General features: G+C 59.5%; 9 protein-coding genes. 2 read left to right on the plus strand and 7 right to left on the minus strand.

Annotated features, from left to right (window positions below; genetic code table 11):
* Nucleotides 1-255: type VI secretion IcmF C-terminal domain-containing protein (locus tag BMZ46_RS29560; RefSeq protein WP_302847167.1), on the plus strand; the 255-nt coding region annotated here is incomplete at its 5' end.
* Nucleotides 256-553: 298 nt separating this feature from the next.
* On the opposite strand, the gene BMZ46_RS17895 is transcribed toward BMZ46_RS29560, so the two are convergent.
* From BMZ46_RS17895 to tssF, 7 genes are all read right to left on the minus strand, one after another.
* Entirely contained in the window at nt 554-3,136 is a 2,583-nt protein-coding gene (locus BMZ46_RS17895) for an AAA family ATPase (RefSeq protein WP_074692356.1), read from the minus strand.
* 68 nt (nt 3,137-3,204) lie between these two features.
* Entirely contained in the window at nt 3,205-3,468 is a 264-nt protein-coding gene (locus BMZ46_RS17900; RefSeq protein WP_074692353.1) for a PAAR domain-containing protein, read from the minus strand.
* A 40-nt stretch (nt 3,469-3,508) separates the two neighbouring features.
* Complete coding sequence (locus tag BMZ46_RS17905; protein WP_134333767.1) at nt 3,509-3,811, minus strand: hypothetical protein; 303 nt, start codon at nt 3,809-3,811, stop codon at nt 3,509-3,511.
* Between the two features lie 58 nt (nt 3,812-3,869).
* A complete protein-coding gene (locus BMZ46_RS17910) occupies nt 3,870-8,438 on the minus strand; it encodes an RHS repeat-associated core domain-containing protein (RefSeq protein WP_074692348.1) in 4,569 nt (1,522 codons plus the stop codon).
* Complete coding sequence (locus BMZ46_RS17915) at nt 8,435-11,215, minus strand: type VI secretion system Vgr family protein (RefSeq protein WP_074692345.1); 2,781 nt, start codon at nt 11,213-11,215, stop codon at nt 8,435-8,437. Before BMZ46_RS17915 ends, BMZ46_RS17910 begins: the two co-directional genes overlap by 4 nt.
* 191 nt (nt 11,216-11,406) lie before the next feature.
* Entirely contained in the window at nt 11,407-12,204 is a 798-nt protein-coding gene (gene icmH, locus BMZ46_RS17920) for a type IVB secretion system protein IcmH/DotU (protein ID WP_081353144.1), read from the minus strand.
* A 14-nt stretch (nt 12,205-12,218) separates the two neighbouring features.
* Complete coding sequence (tssF, locus tag BMZ46_RS17925; RefSeq protein WP_074692342.1) at nt 12,219-13,985, minus strand: type VI secretion system baseplate subunit TssF; 1,767 nt, start codon at nt 13,983-13,985, stop codon at nt 12,219-12,221.
* 311 nt (nt 13,986-14,296) lie between these two features.
* Here tssF and tssM point away from each other — a divergent pair, with 311 nt between their 5' ends.
* Complete coding sequence (gene tssM / locus BMZ46_RS17930; protein ID WP_092163878.1) at nt 14,297-17,995, plus strand: type VI secretion system membrane subunit TssM; 3,699 nt, start codon at nt 14,297-14,299, stop codon at nt 17,993-17,995.
* The last annotated feature ends 91 nt before the right edge of the window (nt 17,996-18,086 follow it).

Consider the following 18,086-nt stretch of genomic DNA (forward strand, 5'->3'; position numbering starts at 1 on the left):
CGCGGGCCGTGGTCGTTGTTCCGGCTGCTCAGCCGTGGGCATCTTAATGGCAGGACCGACACCAGCGTGGACCTGACCTTTGCCGTCGCCGATGGGTTGATGCGTTATCGCATTGGGGCAGAGAAGGCCAATAACCCGGTTACCCAGCGCAGTTTTGAAGGGTTTGTGTTGCCGAGGACGTTGTTGGAGGAACATCGATCAAACAAAACCATAAACAGGGTTGAGGCGCGCGCGATAACAGCATCCAGCGATTAAAGCAAATGAATCAGTGATGCCGGCGACAGATAACCACAAGTGAATCAGGAAGGTTTAGGCGCAACATCAGTTTACGGACCAGCCGGAGAAGCCAGGTACGTCATACGTTGTCCAGTTGCAACTCAGAATCAACTCCGAACTACCTTGACCCCCGGTAGTGGTGTCGGCGAATCCCCCCTACTTCGCGTAAGCCAGGCGAGAGTAGGGGGCTGATGTGGGGAACTGAGTTGCGGTAGGTTAGTATCACCACGATCTTCGAGCGCTATTTAGTCAGATTGTCCCAAAGTTGCGTCGAGTTCTAAGCCGCAACCAACCGTGCCCTTCGTTCGTTCAGCTCTTTGCGCCACTTTGCAAGGCTCTCAATATCAACCTTAAGCACATCCGCTTCAGGGATGATGACCGGGGCCTCACCGGATTGACTGTGCTCAAAGCAGCTGTACCGCGTCATAAGGTCATCAATCAACTTGCACTCGGCAGGCAGGATTCCATGCAACTGCGCTAGACGTCCTTCCGTCGTCACGCTGCGCCGATGCCTCAAAACCACCTTGTTCAGAAGGTCTTCTTCGACAGAGCGTTCAATGAGTTTGCGGAAGTCGCTGCAAATGCCCTGTGCCAGACCACGGTACGCTGCGGCACCTCCAGCTTCGCCTGCCTTGTGGGCGTCATTCAGGCGAGTCAGCAGGATGTTATTCGCCTTCTTGGTGCTGTTGTTCCACACCTCTTGATCCGCTGGTTGGCCCGATGTTCCGGCATAGGATTCAATGCACATGGGCCGATAGTGGGCTTTCTGCCAAGCCTCGCCTTCTTTCTTGGATACGTCGTCCATGGCGCCATACAACGAAAGGCGGTGGGTGAATATCAGCACCTGGCGTTGCTTCGCCAACTGGACCAGCCGGCAGGCTACATGCCACTCAAAGTCGTGGTCGAGTGAGGAAATGGGATCGTCGAAGATAAACGGTGATGATCCGGGTTTGTCGGCAACGTCCGCAAGGAAAGCGGCTAGCGAGATGATGCGGCGCTCACCTTCGCTAAGCACGGTCTCAGGCGTACCTTGAGCATTTTTCACGCCCTTCAGCCGCAGTTGATGCAGAACCTTTGCACTTTTGGTCCGGGTCTTGATTAACTCAACCTGAATTCTTGAGGCACCGAGTGCCTGCAGCTCTCGATTGAATCGGCCCACGTACGCTTCCGTTACAACTTTCTCGGCCACATCGGTCGCCTTCAGCGAGATGCTTCGGGAGTTCGCCAATGCCTTCCAGCCGTCATAAGCCTTGACCTTCGCAAGTCGATCGACCTCAGCACGAACGGCGGCTGATTGTTGTACTACCCATTTCTTTGTTTCGAGTTCCAGCTTCTCGCTGGTGGCTTTGACTCTGTCGAACTCGAGGGCGTCTGCATCGAGCTGGATCGCTGAGGCTTCAAGCTGGTCCCGGTAGGTCCCAAGGATACGAATATGTTCTTTTGTGTCATCGACAGGTGCCGCGTCCTCAACCAATTCAAAGCTGATGAGCGCGGTCCGGGCGGCGGCGGCCTTGTTCCAAAAGGCAAGGAGATACTCTTCCCACTTTACGTCGGTCAACCCGGCCGCTTCGCATTGCGTTTGCACTTGCTGCTCGGTAGGACTGACCGGAAGTTCATCCAGTGCAGCTGTGTGCTGTGCCTCTGCCTGCTTTGCGTCCCGCTCCAGTTGTCCTTGAACAAACTTTTCAAAGTCGAGAAGACGAAGTTGAGCGTCTGGCTGGAGTTCTTGGTGGCATAGCACGCAACGTGCATCTTCAGTCACAGGGAACGGTTGCGCAGGGTAGGGGGTTGCAGAGTATTTTCGTGCAGCTTCCCACAGTGCGCGCCAGGTCTCTGAACCGACCCCCTCAATTACGGCAGATTTGACCTGGGCGGCTTCATTGGCAATTTTTCTTTTGGCGTCCGCAGCCTCTCTTAACGTTCGGACGGCATTTAGATTGTCGGCACCGTAGGCGTTCGAGGCCTTCGATAGCCCGTTAATAATCTGTTCGACCTGCGTCTTCGTTCTGCGCTTCTGCTTCGACAACGTGTCCGGGTCATCTGCTTTGAGGCGCTCTACGAGGGCGTCGAGGCTTTGCGTGTGCTGGTCAGTCCACTCCAGCAGCTTGTCGAGATCGCCGGCTTTGCGAAGGGTGTGAAGTGCTGCATAGGTCTGTGCCAGTTGGGTCTGTTGATAGATCGCTGGTATTGCAGGTAAGGCACTGGTGAGCTTCGCTTGCTCGGCCTGAAGCAATTCCTTGATCTTGTCAGTCGCTACAGCAAGCTTTTCAAACAAACCTACTACCGGCGGTGTATAGGACGCCGCGCTTTCGCCGCGTAGGTAGTGGCCTGCTTCATCGCTATCAAAGATGTCTATCTGCCGCAGCGCATCTATCGGGGGAGAGCCCACCCGCCATTCGGGAGAGTGGCTCAGGGCATTGTGGCTGTAGCTGATCTGGCACTTGCTCTCGGCGGGAAAATCCTGAAATACGTTGGACTTCAGATCAAGGGCGCGTGGTTTGCCCGAGACCTTCTTCAGGATGCGGGTGTAACTCGATTTTCCTGAACCGTTGTGGCCGTAGATGACGGTTAGGTTGCCATCACCAAAATCCAGGGGCTTGCGAGGGCCCAGACTTTCGATGCCGGTTACCCCATCTATGCGCGCCAGTCGAACCTCGCTGAGATCTTGCGGGTCGTGCATAAGTTCGTCAAAGGGCCGATGGTGGGTGACAGCCTGTCCACCTGCTGTTTTCACATGAGACGCCAGGGCTGCAATATCGTCCTGAGTGAGAAGGCCGTTTTTGAGCAGCCTGTCTGCAGCTTCCTGAAGCCAATCCTGTTGCTTGAGCAACCAGGCTCGAATATCTCCATGTATGTCCATGTGTGCTTCCTTGTTATTGTGATTATTGGTGAAAAGCTAGCAGAGTGTCATTGCTGGATTCGTGGCTGTCAGCGGTGAACGGAGCCGCGGGAGCCGCTGGCGATCAGGGTGGCGCCGCAGGTGGTCTTCATGCCATCCAAGGCCACGGGAATGCCGTTGACGGAATAGGTACTGCTGCCTTCGGCAATCGGGAAGGGGCCTTTACATAAGGGGCACAGCACCATGTGGCCTTTGCCGGCCATGGGTTTGCCGTTGAGGTTGGTGTGTGGGATGGATTCGGTGACAACGCCGCCGTGGTCGGTGGTGTCCCCCAATCGAACGATTGCTTTCATATGAATGCATCTCTTCGTGTGACGGTAGCTGAAGGGGTCATCACGTCTTCTTGTTTGAGCGGATATCTGAAAGTGCTTTTTCGAGGACCTTCATGTCTGGTGGGTTTTTTTGAGCGCCCTTGGAGTCTAGCCATGAGGATACTTTGCGTTTGAGTAATTCCATTCCATCTTCTGTGAAATCATTACGATAGTAGCTGCGGCCAAGTAACTCTCCATTTGAATCTTGCCTGTCATTGTTTAAAAGTTTATTTTTATAAAAAAACATTCGCAGTGCGGTTAGCGTCCTTCTTGCAATAATCTGCTTTTCGACGTCTGGAATACTTTGGCCGTCTTGGTCGTCCATTTGATATCTCGAGACCACTGAGTTTATGTCTGACCAGACCAGATAGTTTTTTTCCATGCTATGGAATTCTCTTGATTATGGATGGCCCATTTATGGGGACTAGTTGTTTTGTCTTTCTGTCTCTGTCTCTTACTCTTATGTATGTCCCCCCGGAGTCAATTATTCTGTTTTCCTTGTCTATTTGACTTTGTTTTAGCGCCGTTGGGCTGGTTACTTCATATGTTTGCGCTCGGCCATTATCAATGACGACCGTGTCAATTCTTCGCCTCTCTTCGGTAATCGGGTCCTTTACTGAATTTCCATGTGAGTCTCGCAAATAGCATTCGCACTGAATGGTTGCATGTGGATGTTTTTCCCTGATTTGGTTATTAAATGCTTGATGTCTTCTGTCACCATCCACCGCATTTTTTATACGGGCTAATCCATATGGATCAACCCAGTCCACCGGATTGGGGGCATAGGTATAGACATTCAGCCCACCCGCAAACCCAATCGGGTCCTTGCCGATAAACCGCCCCACCAGCGGATCATAGTACCGATAGCGGTTGTAGTGCAGTCCGGTTTCCACATCGAAGTACTGCCCCTGAAAGCGCAGCGGATTGCGGATATCCGCGCGCTTGGCAGTCTCGCTGCGCTGTTCCTTGGCTAAACCCCACGCTTTGTAGATCCCGGCCCAGGCGATATCGCCGTGCTCGTCGGTCAGCTCCATCGGCGTGCCGAGGTGGTCGCACTGATACCAGGCCACTGCGCTGAAGCTCACAGGCTTGGGTTTGTGCTGCCACAGCGGATCGCGGTCGATGTCGTAAGCACCCTCATAGACCGGCTCGGCCACTAGTTGGATGCTGCGTTGTTCAACGGCCTGCGCCACCGGCACAAAACTGCTCGGTTCAAAAAAGTAGTGGGTCAGGCGTTCGCTCTTGTCATTGTTGCGGCTTTCAAAAGCCAGTACATCACCATCCCAGCCATAGAGGGTGTAGCCGCATCCGTACTGCTCATCGAGCTTGGCGCGCTCCAGCTTGTTCCACATCGGCCCGGCTTCGCGACGGTCGTGGTACTTGGCTTTGGACAGTTTTAACAGGCGCCGACCCAGCGCGTCGTAGGCGAAGTTGACGGTCAATCGGTCATCTTCGTAGCCGATCAGGCGGTCGTACAGATCCCAGGTGAAGTGGGATTTTTTGCCATTGTGCAGCCGTTCTTTAAGGTTGCCGCGTTCGTCGTAGCTGTAGTGGGTGCCGACGTAATCGCGAAGCAGGTTGTCCAGCAGCTTAGGAGGGCCGTATTGATTGGGACGACGCGGCGCCTGCGGGTCCAGCAGATTGCTGGCCGGATCGAAGGCGAAGGTCTCTTCGCCGCTGATGGTTTGGGCCGCGAGCAGTCGGCCGAGTGGATCATAGCGGTAGCTCAGTGCACCGCGCCGGGTGTCGTCGATGAGCGTCAGCTGACCGGCAGCGTCGTGCCGGTAGTTACGCACCACCAAACGTTGGGAGTCGCCGCGTTTACCCAGTGCCTGTTCCAACAGCTGGCCGTTGGGTGTCCAGACTTGGCGCTGTTGCAGACCGTTGCCCTGATTACGGGCGATTTCACGGTGCAGGTTGTCGCGTTGGTAGCTGAGCAGCTCGGTGTCGTCGACCTTTAGCGCCAATAGATGGCCGCTGCCATAGGTCAACCAACTGACCCGATGCCCATCCGGGCGAGTAGTGGCGGTGCGCTGGTTGAGGGCATCGTATTCATGCTTCCACACCGCCACATGCGGTTCCTGCAGGTAGCGCAGGTATTGGTGCTCGCGGGTGTTGTTGCCCGCGCGATCATAGAACCATTGCAATTTGCAGGCAGCATTCTCGGCCAGCAGCAGATTGCCGTTGCCGTCATAGGCGAAGGTCTCGGTCTGCCATTCCAGGCCCTCCTTGTGCCCGGCATGGCGGGCGATCAGGCGGCCGAGTGGGTCGTATTCGAACTCGGTGACGCGGTCGCCATCGAGGCGGCGGGTCGGTTGATTGCTACCGTGGTCGTAGAGGTAGTGGGTGGTCTGCTGGTCGAAGCCAGTTTCCTTAAGCAAACGTCCGGCCGGGTCGTACTTGAAGCTGGCGCTGCTGTTGTTTTCGTTACGCAGTTCCAGCAGTTGGCCGAGGCGGTCCCAGCGGTAGTCGAGGGTTGTGCCGTTGGCGTCCTGACGCTGTTGGATCAAGCCGGCTTCGTTATAGTGCCAGGTGGTGCGCTGGCGCAGGGCGTCGGTGTGGGTGAGCAGGCGGCTCTCGGCGTCGCGTTCGAAGAGTTCTTCGGTTTTGTCCGGGTGGATAAGTCGCACCAGCTGCCCGGCGCGGTACTCGTAGGTGGTGACATTGCCTTCGGCATCGGTGAAGCGGCTGAGCTGGCCGAGTGCATCGTAGTCCCAGTGGCTGACCTTGCCGGAGCAGTCGGTGTAGCGGATCAGCTGCCCGTCGGCGTTGTAGGCGAGTTGCTTGCTGCCGCCGTTGGCATCGGTAGTGACCACGGGCAGGTTGTCGCTGTTGTAGGCGTACTGGGTGGTGTTCTCCAGCGGATCGATGGTTTCGATGATGTTGCCGCGTTGATCGTAGTCGTACTTCCACAAGCCGCCTTCGGCGTCGCGGGTTTTGAAGCGTTGATCCTGATCGTCGTAGGCGTGATGAACACTGCTGCCGTCGGGGCGGGTGTGCTGGAGCAGGTTGCCACGGTCGTCGTAGGCATAGCTGTCGGCACTGCCGTCGGTATGGATATGGCGGACAACATTCTTGGCATCGTCTCGGTAGAACCACTCTTCATTACCGTCGGGATAGATAACGCGGTAGGTGTAGCCGAGGATGTCGTAGTAGTACCAAGTCTCCTGACCCAAGGAGTCGGTCACGTAGGTCAGACGGATGTTCTCGTCCCACTCCAGTCGGGTGTCGTAGGTGCCGTCGTCGGCCCATTCGCGTATGGCCTTGGCGTCGGCGCCTTTGCCTTGCCATTGTAGATTGATACCCCGCCCAGTGCGGTCGGTGTATCGGGTGATCAGGCGATGCCTATATTCGTAGTTCCACTGCGCAGCGTGTTCGTCACGTGCAGCGATCAGGTCGCTATGCTCGTCGTAGTCATAGCCCGCCAGTTGGCGCTGGGGCCGGCCTTCGTGCATCAACCACAAGGCAGTGATGCATCCATTTTCGTCGAGTTCGCTATGGATATGGTGGTGTGCGGTGTCGTCCTGATAGGTGACCAGATCCGAAAGCACGGCTCGGCCTGCGTGTTGGTGCTCGTAGTGCAGGGCGATGCGGGCGCCACCACGCAAGGTGATGCCACTGAGCACATAGCGATCACCTTGCTTTTGAAACGTCTCCTGGCTGTCGTGACCGCGCACGACCACCAGCGTATTGGCCGTGGTGCGAATCAGCAGCATCCCTTCGATCGGGTCGTAGTGGTGCTTGCTGATCTCGAGATCAGGGTAACGCTGGCTGCGCCCGTCGTAACCGTGGTAGATCAGGCCATCTGCGTGTTGGTCAATGCGAATCGAGAACGGCGTGATCCAGCGTGCCCCAAAGCTTCCCTGATCAAACGCTGACAGGCTTGAGCGATAGGTGCGTGTCCACTCGATCGGGAAGGGGCCGGGCAGCGAGAAATCGGTGTGTTCCAGTGTTTCACTGCCAGTAGCGAAACTGATGCTGCGGCCAGTGCCTGAAGGGACGCTGAGACTACAGTTTTTACAGCCATTGGGATCATTGGCAGCTTTGCGCTCAGTTGAGCGGGTGACCTGTGCACCTTGGCCATGAGTGGCTTGTGCGCGATTGTTCTGGTGGCTGGAGGAATTGGTCGAGTGAGCGCCGCGACGTTTGCGGGCGGCTAATGCACTGACCAACTCCATGACCAGATTGCCGATACTGCCGATTTTTTTCGGATCCCCTAACCCCTGAACTTTCTGCGCCACCGCCAACCCGATCCTGTCGGCGGCACTGGCAACGGTGAGCAGCTTCTGGCAAACGGATTTGGACAGCAGCCTGTCGTCGATGATGAACTGGGCGGCAATGCCGACCACCGGGCCAAAGAAGAAGGAGCCAACCTTGGCTTTCTTGGCCAGCGCCTGCTGCCCTTGCTCGCTGGCAATGTTCCTGAGCATGCGGGCAAAGGCGGCACAGGCTTTTCTGATTTCTGCGGCGATTTTGGTGAGCAACTCGCTGAGACGCACCTGTATGGCGTTGGCAAAGTCTTCAAGTGCACCACGGGTTTTGTCATTGAGGTTCTCTTCCAATGCACTAAGCATGGCAGCAGATATGGCTGGCAGGCCGTTGCGGCGGATGGTTGAGAGCGTGGTGCGCACGGCGAGCCTTGCCGGCCCGACTCCTGGAAAGGAGACCAGACCAACGACGTTGATGCCAAAGCTGACCCATGTAAGGAAGTCGTTCTGGTCACCATCAATCAGGGTGAGCAGGTCGCCGATGGCGTCAATGGCGGCGAAGACGGTGCCCACACCTGGAATCACCGAGCCTGCGGTCTGTACGGCATTCCACCCCACGGCGTCATTGGTGAGTTTACGCAGCCACTGATCGAGCTTTTCCTTGCCCGCGTCGATGTCGTGTTTTGAGGTGGTATTGAGCGGGCCAGTGGCTGATTGGGGCGGACGCGGTGTCGCTGCGGTCATTTTGTTTTCTCCGAGAGCTTGCGTGGCAATCCGAGCATCTCGGCGTTCTTCACGAGTGTCTGAGGTAACTGGGAGGCAAAGGTGGCCGCCACGTTTGGCATTGGCACAGTCTTTTTCAGTAGATCTGTGGCAAGGCTCGCTGGCGTTTGCTGGGTGGCGTTGAGCACACTGTCCAGCAGGGCTTGCGCTTGTGCCGGCAGTGGTTTGGAGGCTTCAGTGGCACCTGCTTCTATCTGTTCATGCGGACCGGGGAAGCCGGGATCGGTCCAGACATCCACCGGGTCTTTGCTGAAAAGCACTTTCGCCGGGCCTGGCGCGACACCGGCCACGGCTGCAAAGCCATTGCCATCCAGCGTCCCTTTGATGACCTTGCCCAAGGCATCCTCCACTTGGTATTCACCTCCCTTGAAAGTGATCCCGTTGGCATACTGTTGAAGCAGTTCCAAGTTCCCTTTCCCCGCCTTCGGCTCCTCCGGAAACGCCGCCGCCTGGCTCTTCGCCCCCTCGTAAAAAAAGTCCGTGGCATGCGCCGTGTACAACCCACTGGTGGCATGGGTAATCCCACCTGCGTTGTAAGTGGTGCTACTCCCCGCCGCCTGAATCACGATCTCTTCCTTGGCACTCAAGGTGATGCGCTCAGCCGTCACGGTGACCTTGAGCTTGGCCAGCAGGTGGATGTTGTCTTTCAGTGCCCGGATGTCTATATCCCCGGAGGCCGCCACCAGCCGCCAGCCCAGGCTTTGCACAAAGGTGCGCATGCCACGACTGGCGCTGATCAACAGGCGTTTGCCGATGGCCAGGCTGGTGTGGCCGCCGCTGCTCAGGGCGAGGTGTTCGCCGCTGGCGATGTGGGTGGATTGCGGGGTGCTGCTGGCGATTCCGGCCGGACTGTGCAGTACCAGGTGCGGTTCGGCCAGTTCGGGGTATTGGTTGGCGCCGGGGTTGCCGCCGCTGCCACGGATGGCGCTGTGTTGGGCCTTGAGTGCGTCGGCCACTTCATCCTGATCGCCGCTTTCCTGGGCCAGGTGGTCGCGGGCTTCGCTAGCGAAGGTGGCGTGGTGTTGGCGGGCGGTGTCGAGTTGTTCGGCGGTTTCCGGCAGGTCGGTGTGGTGCTCGGCGGCGCGCGGGCGCAGTTGGGTGGTGAGTAATAGGCCGCCGCCGGCGCGCAATACGCCGTGGGCGTCGGTGCGCAGTTCAAAGCCTTCGCCGCGTGGCACGCCGCCGCCAGGGCGCGGGTGGGTGAGGTAGCCGAGGGTGAGGGCGCTGGCTTGGTGGTCGCTCATCAGCGCGGCGCTGATCTGCCCGGTGGTGTCGTCCAGGCGCAGTTCGTTGTGGCGTTCGCCGTGCAATTCCTTGCTGCGGATTGGGCTGAGGGCCTTGAACTCCGGCAGTTTGTACGGCGAGCGGTTGATGGCGTGGTAGCTGCGGCCAATGATCAGGGGCTGGTCGGGATCGCCTTGCACGAAGCCCACCAGCACTTCCTGACCGACCCGGGGCAGGGCGACGTGGCCCCAGCCGGCGCCGGCCCAGTTGTGGGTGACGCGCACCCAGCAGGAACTGCGGTCGTCGTCCTGGCCTTGGCGGTCCCAGGGAAATTGCAGGCGCACGCGACCGTGTTCGTCGCAGTAGATTTCTTCACCGGGCGGGCCGACGATGGTGGCGATCTGCGGCCCTTCGATGCAGGGTTTGGGGCGCGGTGGTGCTTGCCATTCCACCGTGTCGGGAATCAGTGTGGCGGTGAAGCTGTAATGGGTGCCCACCTGGCTGTCGGAAGCTTCTTCTTCCAGTGCGGTGTGCTGGCGGCCGATGTGGTGGATGGCGACGGCGCGCCAGCCGATGTTGAGGTCTTCACGCGGGTGGCCGACCAGGTCAAACGCCAGCCCCGGCACCAGGCGCGCATCGTCACCCGTGACTTCGGCAGTACGTGCATCACCGCGCAGGCCTTGCAAGCGGGTGAGGGTGAAGGGCTTGCCGGCGTCATCGTGCTTGTAGCGGCCGGGGTAGTCGTAGCGTTCGTAGTCGGGGCTTTGATGCTCCAGCTGGCGCGCCTGTTCACGCTGTTCGAGGTTGTAGCGCGGGTGGGTGAAGGTGTAGTCGCGCTGGGTCTGTTGCGCGCTGCGCACCTGCTCTCGGTAGGTGAAGCTGTGTAGCGCCGGTTGCGCCTGGGCGCCACCGGCGTTGGCCTCGTACACCACCGGTTCGCCGGGCAGCACGCCAAAACTGGCGATATGGTCGGCCTGGATAAGCTGATGCCCGCCCTCGCTGTGTTGGAAGATCGACAGCACGCCTTCTTCGGCGGCCAGGCGCTGGTAGAAGTCCCAATCCAGCTCGCCAGCCTGCACGCAGTACTCACGGGACAGGTGGGTTTCGGTCAGATGCTGGGTGCAGTTGCCCCAACGGCGCTCGGTGCACAGCTGTTCGAGGATCTGCGGCACGCTGCGTTGCTGGAAGATGCGCCAGTCCGATTGCAAGCGGGCGCGGGCCAGCTGCGGTTCGATCATGGCGCGGTAGACGGTGCGGCGAAAGCCGGTTTTGCCCTGCTCGAAGCGGCTGATCAGGCCATGCACATGGCGCACTGGCTGCTCGCCTTGCCAGATCGTCAGGGTGGCGGGTTGATCCAGCAGTTGCGCGAAGTTGGCATTGGCCGAAGTGCTGACCAGGTCTACGGTCAGGCAATACAGTTCGCAAAGACCTTCGGTCAGTTCAAACGAGACGATATCGAAGTTGATATCGGCAGTTGAACTGAAGGTAAAGCGCACATCGCGCGGATGAGGCATGGCAACTCCTGCTGGCGATCCATGTGGCAGGTTTAAAGATTTGGAAACTTTAAAGAGGCATTATCTGGATGTCGCCTTCATGCTTTCTTTATATGTTGTGGGAAGTTTCCGTTTGTTGTTGGCAGGACTGGTCTTTGCCGGACTGCTAATGTCTTGGGGATTACAGATAACGGCGATGCGACGCACGCAGTTCAACGCAACAAGATGCTTTCCAGCGATTGCATAACTTGCTGGGTCATGGTGTTCAGGCGTATTGCAAAGAACCCATAAGCGCCCAGGCAGATCGCACCGGCCGCCGCCCACGGTGTCCACCACGGCCATTGCCGGTTCATCTGGTAGTGGCGCGGCGCAACGTTGTCCAGCGGGCGGGTCAGCTGCGAAGGCACTGGGTCGTGCAGCGCCCCCATCATGGCTTGCAATCGGCTGATCAGTTGCTGCAAGACCTGGTCGCCCTGGGGCTGCACGCCGTACTGGCCTTTGAAACCCAGGCACAAGCACAGGTACATGAGCAGCAGCACGTCGCGGTACTGCTCTGGGGTTTCCTGCAGGCGAGCGAGCAGGGTGAAGAAAGTCTCGCCGCCCCAGGTTTCCTGGTGGAAGGTGCTCAGCAGTGACTTGGCCTGCCATATCGAGCCTGCGCCCCACGGGGTGGCCAATACCGCCTCATCGACAAACACGCACAGCACGTAGGAGAACACCCGCAGCTCGGCCTCGCTGTAACCGTGCTGGCGCAGTTCTTCCAGCATCACCTTGATCTGGTTGGTGAGGTGCCCTTGCAGTTGTGCCACCGGCGGGTAGGTGTCGGTCCGGCGCAGGCGAATTACCAGCCCGAACAGCGGCATGGCCACGTCCACCAATGGGTTGAGGCTGTGCCCGCGCAGCTGGAACTCCAGCGGGTCGTGGAGACAAAACAGCTCACCGTCGGGCCGGCCGTCGCGGGCGTCGCCATGGGTGCTGAAAAAGGTGGTGGCGGGGTTCAGGGTCGGCATGGCGGTCTCCGGCGTTAAATGATCGGTTGCTGACCGGTGCGCATCGGCCAGGTAAAGGCGGTGCCGTCGGCGGTGTTGATGATTTCCAACTGGTGGAAGGCGTTGGTGCTGGCGTACAGCGCCATGAAGTGCGAGAGCACGCTGCCAAACAGATGCAGGTCGCCAGCGTTGCTGAAGGCAGTGGGGTCGATGGTCAGGGTGGTGCAACTGCCGCGTACGGGCACGCCCCTGATTAACCAGTCGACCGGTGCGGTGCTGACCCGGCGAATGCCTTCCAGGCGGCGTTGGGTGGCGCGGTGGCGGGGCAGGTCGTGGGCTGCGATAAAGTCATAGACCTGCAACACCGCCTTGAGCGCCGCTGGCGATGACAGTGACAGGTTATTCAAGGCCAGGTTCGAGATCAGCGCCCATTGCACCTGGCCGTCGAGCATCGGCGGGTAGGCGCGGCTCGGGCGGGTGAGGTTGCGGTAGGTGGCGAATGAGGGCGTGGTCTGGGTGGTGAGGCTGAGCTCGCCTATCTGCAATTGCCGGGGCAGGTCGCCGTTGCTGCAGGTCAGTTCGACGTTGAGCACTTCACGCTCGCCCAGGTACGGGCGCTGGTCGGCATGGATCAGGCGCAGGCTGTGTTTGGCGCGGTCCTTGAGCAGCTCCGGTTCAATGGTGTGGCTGAAATAGCGCGCCGTGCGCTGGCCGACCGGTTCGACCTGATGTCGCAGCGATTCATACGGAGCGAAGTCGACACGGTAGTTATCTGCCGGGGTTTGCGGTTTGCGCCGCCGGGCGCTGACCCGGTCGATGCTGAAAATCTCATAGGCTTGGTGGTGCGGGCCGCGCGGTTGCACTTGCACGTGCAGCTCCTCGCCGTCCAGCTGGATCGGTTCGGCGGGGTGTTCAAACAAGTTGATGGCGGGAGTGCAGTACAGGCACAGCGTCTCGGGGTTGACCTGCACAGTGGCCGGCAGCGGGGTAGAAAAGTGCAGCTCCAGGCGAATCTGCCCGGCTGTTGCCTGTGGCCAAAGGCGGCGCAGGCCGCTGACGCTGAAGCCGTGAAAACGCTGGGGGAAGTAGAAGTATTCCTGGAGCAGGCGATAGCCCTCCAGTTGCTGGCCCAAGGTGGGCAGCAGGGCGTCGTGGGGCTCGAAGCCGGGAAAGCCCAGGGCGTGTGGCGGCAGGGCCAGGCGCTGGTCGTCGAGGCACAACACCATTTTGTGCAGGTGCTGGGCCAGCCACTGGTAGAGCGTCAATGCATTCAGATCGCCGCCGCCGAGGTGGAAGTCCAGGCGGTCGCCGTTGATCTCGCTCAATGGCTGGTCCGACAAGGCTTGCAGCTCGATGCTCAACACCGACTTTTGCACGCTGTGGGAGACGCTGGCGGCACTCACCTGCAACGGGTAAAGGGTCACGTCGGTACAGGTGCGGAAGGTGTAACTGACGCCGTCTACCGGTTGAGAAAACAGCTGCGTGCCCTTGGCAATCACCTGGGGGCCGCTGAGGGCGTGCGCTACGGGCTCAAAGCGCACCTGGGTCAGGCTGGGCAACGGGCGTAGGTAGTTGGGGTAGACCTGCTGCAGCAGCTGGTGAGTGATCTGTGGCAGGTCATCTTCGATCTTCAGGGCCAGCTTGGCGGTCAGGAATGCGAAGCCTTCCAGCAGGTGCGCAGCGCCCGGATCTGACGCCTGGTCACCCAGGAACGGTGCCAGTCGCGGGTCGTCTTCAGCGAACTCACGCCCCAACTCTCGCAAGTAACGGAGTTCTTCTGAAAAGCGGTCTTTTAGCGACATGGATCAAGCCTGTTTAATGAGTTTAAAGTTGTGCGGGTTATTTGTGGGAAAGTTCTGTAGGTAAGTTGTAGGCTCGTGCTGTTAGATGAGGTTTAAAGATATTTGCAGATGTTTCGGTTGGTGGACTTGCTGCGTCAAGGTAATTAAAAGTTCAGGTGTAAGTTTTTGTTTCTTTCGTGTTGTGCATTGAAAGTGGGTTGTTTGCACTGCTACTGTTTGCCCGAAATCAAGAATGAAGCCATTCAAATAAAAGTTTTCGCACACGGGCGGGGACGATTTTTATCTTGGAAAAAGTTCAGGGGCGAACAGTAATGAACAAGAGGCTGGGCACGTTGGCGCGCGGGTTTTATGCCCTTCAGCGCCATGGGGCGCTGATCGCCATCGCCGCTGGGGTGTTGGCCATTGCGCTGGCGCTGGGGTGGCTGTGGTGGTTGGGGCCAACCTGGACCTGGCGCGACGAGCAACCGCTGGCATCCTGGCCGCTGCGCCTGGCGATCAGCGTGGGGCTGGTGGTGCTGCCGCTGTTGGCGTGGACCTGGCTAGTGCACCGTCGGCAGCGCCGTTTGCAGTGGGAACGTGAGCAACAGGCACAACGGGTGCAAGACCCTTGCCTGGTCTACCTGCAAGCCCAGGAACGGTCATTGGAAAACAACCTGGCGCGGGTTCGGGACAACCATCAGGGCCGCAGCCTGCACCAGATCCCCTGGTACTTGGTGCTGGGGGAGGAGAACGCCGGCAAGTCCAGCTTTATCAGCCGCTCCAGCCAGAGTTTCGCCCTGACCCGCACTGCGCGCAGTGGTGCTGCGCAGGCCGCTTCTGATCCAGACCTGGCGTTCGATATCGACTGGTGGATCGGCGATGAGGCGGTGCTGATCGACCCGCCCGGCGAGTTCATCAGCCAGCCCGAGCGGCAGCCGCCACCGACGCCAGCTCCAGCCGCGCCCACTGAGGATGCTGCGGCGGACACTGACGCGATCGCCGAACCCGCAGTCGCCCAGGTCGAACAACCCAGCGGGCTGCCCGCCGGCGCCGAGAAACGCCTGTGGCACCACCTGATCGACTGGCTGGCACGCAGTCGCAGCCGCCGTCCGCTCAACGGCGTGGTGCTGTTGGTGGACATGGTCAGCCTGTTCGAGCGTCCGCCCAACGAGCGCCGCAACCTAGCCTATCTGCTGCGCGCCCGTCTGAACGAGCTGGGTCATGAGCTGGGTACGCGGCTGCCGTTGTATGTGGTGCTGAGCAAGTTCGATTTGCTCGACGGCTTTGAAGCGTTGTTCGCCAAGCTTCCGGCGTCGGCGCGCGAAGAGGTGCAGGGCTTCACCTTCAGTCTTGATGCAGTTGAGGATTTTGATGCCTGGCTGGGTGAGTTGACGGCCGCGTATGACCGCTTCGTCGATGTGTTGAACATGAAGGTCATGCGGGCCATGGGGGATCCCCAGCCAGCCGAGGTACGTGAGCAGTTGTTCTGCCTGATGCGTCAACTCAGTGGTTCGCGGGAGATTCTGCTGCGCTTTCTCGGCGATGTGCTGGGCAGTGATCGCTACACCACGCCGGCGCTGGTGCGTGGGGTGTACCTGTCGTCGGTGTACCAGCGTGGCGTTGTGTCCAACCTGTTTGTCGAGGCGTCGGCGCGGGCCTATGGGTTCCCCGCGCCGGTCAGCTCGGTCAAGCCGCAGGGGCATTCGGTGGTGTACTTCGCCCAGCACCTGTTGCAGCAGGTGGTCTACCCGGAGGCCGGGTTGGCCGGGGACAATTTCAAGGTGGCGCGGCGCAAGCGTCGCCTGCTGCTCAGCGGTTCGGTATTGGCCGGGATTTCCAGCGCGTTGCTGGTGGGCGGTTGGTGGTACTACTACGGTATCAACCGCGACAAGGCTGATCAGGTCCTGGCCCAGAGCCAGGCCTTCAGCAGCAAGGCCAGCGACCTGCAGGCCGACCCCACCGGGCTGAACTTGCTGGTGCCGCTGGATGAAATTCGTGATGCGGTCACGGTGTATGGCGACTATCGAGCCACCTGGCCGCAATTGGCCGACATGGGCTTGTACCAAGGGCAGCTCATCGGGCCGATGGTCGATCAGGCTTACCTGAGCCTGTTGTCCCGGCGTTTCCTGCCGGCGATTGCCGAAGGCGCCGTCGAGGTCATCCACCGCGCCGAACCGGGCAGCGATGAACAGCTTGCCGCCCTGCGCGTGTACCGCATGATTGAGGATCGCGACAATCGTCGCCCGGAGATCGTTGCGCAATGGATGGCCCAGCAATGGCAACAGGCCTATCCGGGGCAGGGCCAACGTCAGGCGGCGTTGATGCGCCACCTGACTTACGCGCTGACCTATGCCGATGTTGAACTGCCCGAGCACGGTGCACTGATCGCACAAACCCAACAGCAATTGCGCAAACTGCCGATGGCGCAACGGGTGTACATGACCCTGCGGCAACAGGCGCAGGAGCGCCTGCATGGCGAACTGGACTTGCGCAACGAGATTGGCCCGGCCTTCGACGTGGTCTACCGCCCCCTGAACGAACGCGACAGCGGTGCGGCACTGGACGAAAACCTGGCGTTGCCGCCCCTGCTGACCGCGCGGGGCTTTCGGGATTATTTTGAGCCCAACAGCCAGAACGTCACTGAGCTGGCGCTGATCGATCAATGGGTGTTGGGCGAGCGCCGTAGCCTGGATTATTCCGAAGCCGACCGGCAGGTGCTAATCGAACGGCTGAGGGCCTTGTACAGCGCCGACTATGTCGACAGTTGGCGCCGCGCTTTGAATCAGTTCGCCGTCACCGACTTCACCGACCTGGCCCAAACCCTTGAAGTGCTGGGCCAGGTCACCGGCCCGGCTGCGCCCCTGCGCCGTTTGCTGGAAACTGTGCGTGACAACACCCTGATTTATCCGCCTGCCACCGGCAAGGACGAGGCGGCGCCCGGCGATGAGCCCGGCCGCACTCAGGCGCTGGGTATTCACCGCGCATTCGCCGGCCTGTCCGGGTTGCTCAATGCCGAGCAGGACAAGCCGTCCTACTACGAAGAAACCCTGCGCGCGGTCAATGCCGTCTACGACTATGTCAAAGGCGTGCAGGATCAGCCAAGCCCTGGCAAGGCGGCGCTGGGCGTGGTGCTTACCCGGTTTTCCAAGTCCGATCCTGACCCGATCCGTAACTTGCAACGCATCGCTTCGGGTCTGCCCGAGCCACTGAACCGACACGTCAACCAATTGGCTGTACAGAGCTCTCAGATGCTGACCATTAGCGCGCTGCGCGAGTTGGAAAAACGCTGGGACAGTGAGATTTACAGCTTCTACCGTGACCGCCTGGCTGGACGCTATCCGTTCAAGGCCAGTGGCGAGGACGCTTCGCTGGAGGACTTCGTCGCTTTCTTCGGGCCGAAAGGGCGCCTGCAACAGTTCCAGGACCAGTATCTGAACGTGTTCCTCAAGGACAATCTGGACAGCCTGTCCGCCGGAGACCAGGGCGGCCACTGGGTGCGCCAAGAGGTGTTGGAGCAACTTGAAAAGGCTGAGCGCATCCGCGAGACATTCTTCAGTCCAGACGGCCACCTGGCCGTGCAACTCACCATCGAACCCCTGGCCCTGAGCGCGACCCGTCTGAGCAGCATGCTCAGCGTCGACGGCCAACTGATCCCTTACCAGCACGGCGCGCCGCAACGCACGGGGTTGGTGTGGCCCAACAGTCTGGGCAACACCAATGGCAGCCAACTGACGCTGGTGCACAGCAGCGGCAACACCGCCAGCCTGAGCTATCGCGGGCCGTGGTCGTTGTTCCGGCTGCTCAGCCGTGGGCATCTTAATGGCAGGACCGACACCAGCGTGGACCTGACCTTTGCCGTCGCCGATGGCTTGATGCGCTATCGGATTGGGGCGGAGAAGGCCAACAACCCGGTTACCCAACGCAGTTTTGAAGGGTTTGTTTTGCCGAGGACGTTGTTGGAGGAGCGTCGATCAAACAAAACCATAAACAGGGTTGAGGGTGTCGCCTCAACGGAGACGGGCAGGAAGTGACTCACCAACCATTCCCTGACTCCAATCCCTGCACCAACAGGAAATGCGGCCTAAAGCCATGACGTCGACGTTCGTCATTCAAGGGCTGCCA

It is taken from the genome of Pseudomonas sp. NFIX49 (assembly GCF_900115915.1).
Taxonomy (GTDB): Bacteria; Pseudomonadota; Gammaproteobacteria; order Pseudomonadales; family Pseudomonadaceae; genus Aquipseudomonas; species Aquipseudomonas pharyngis.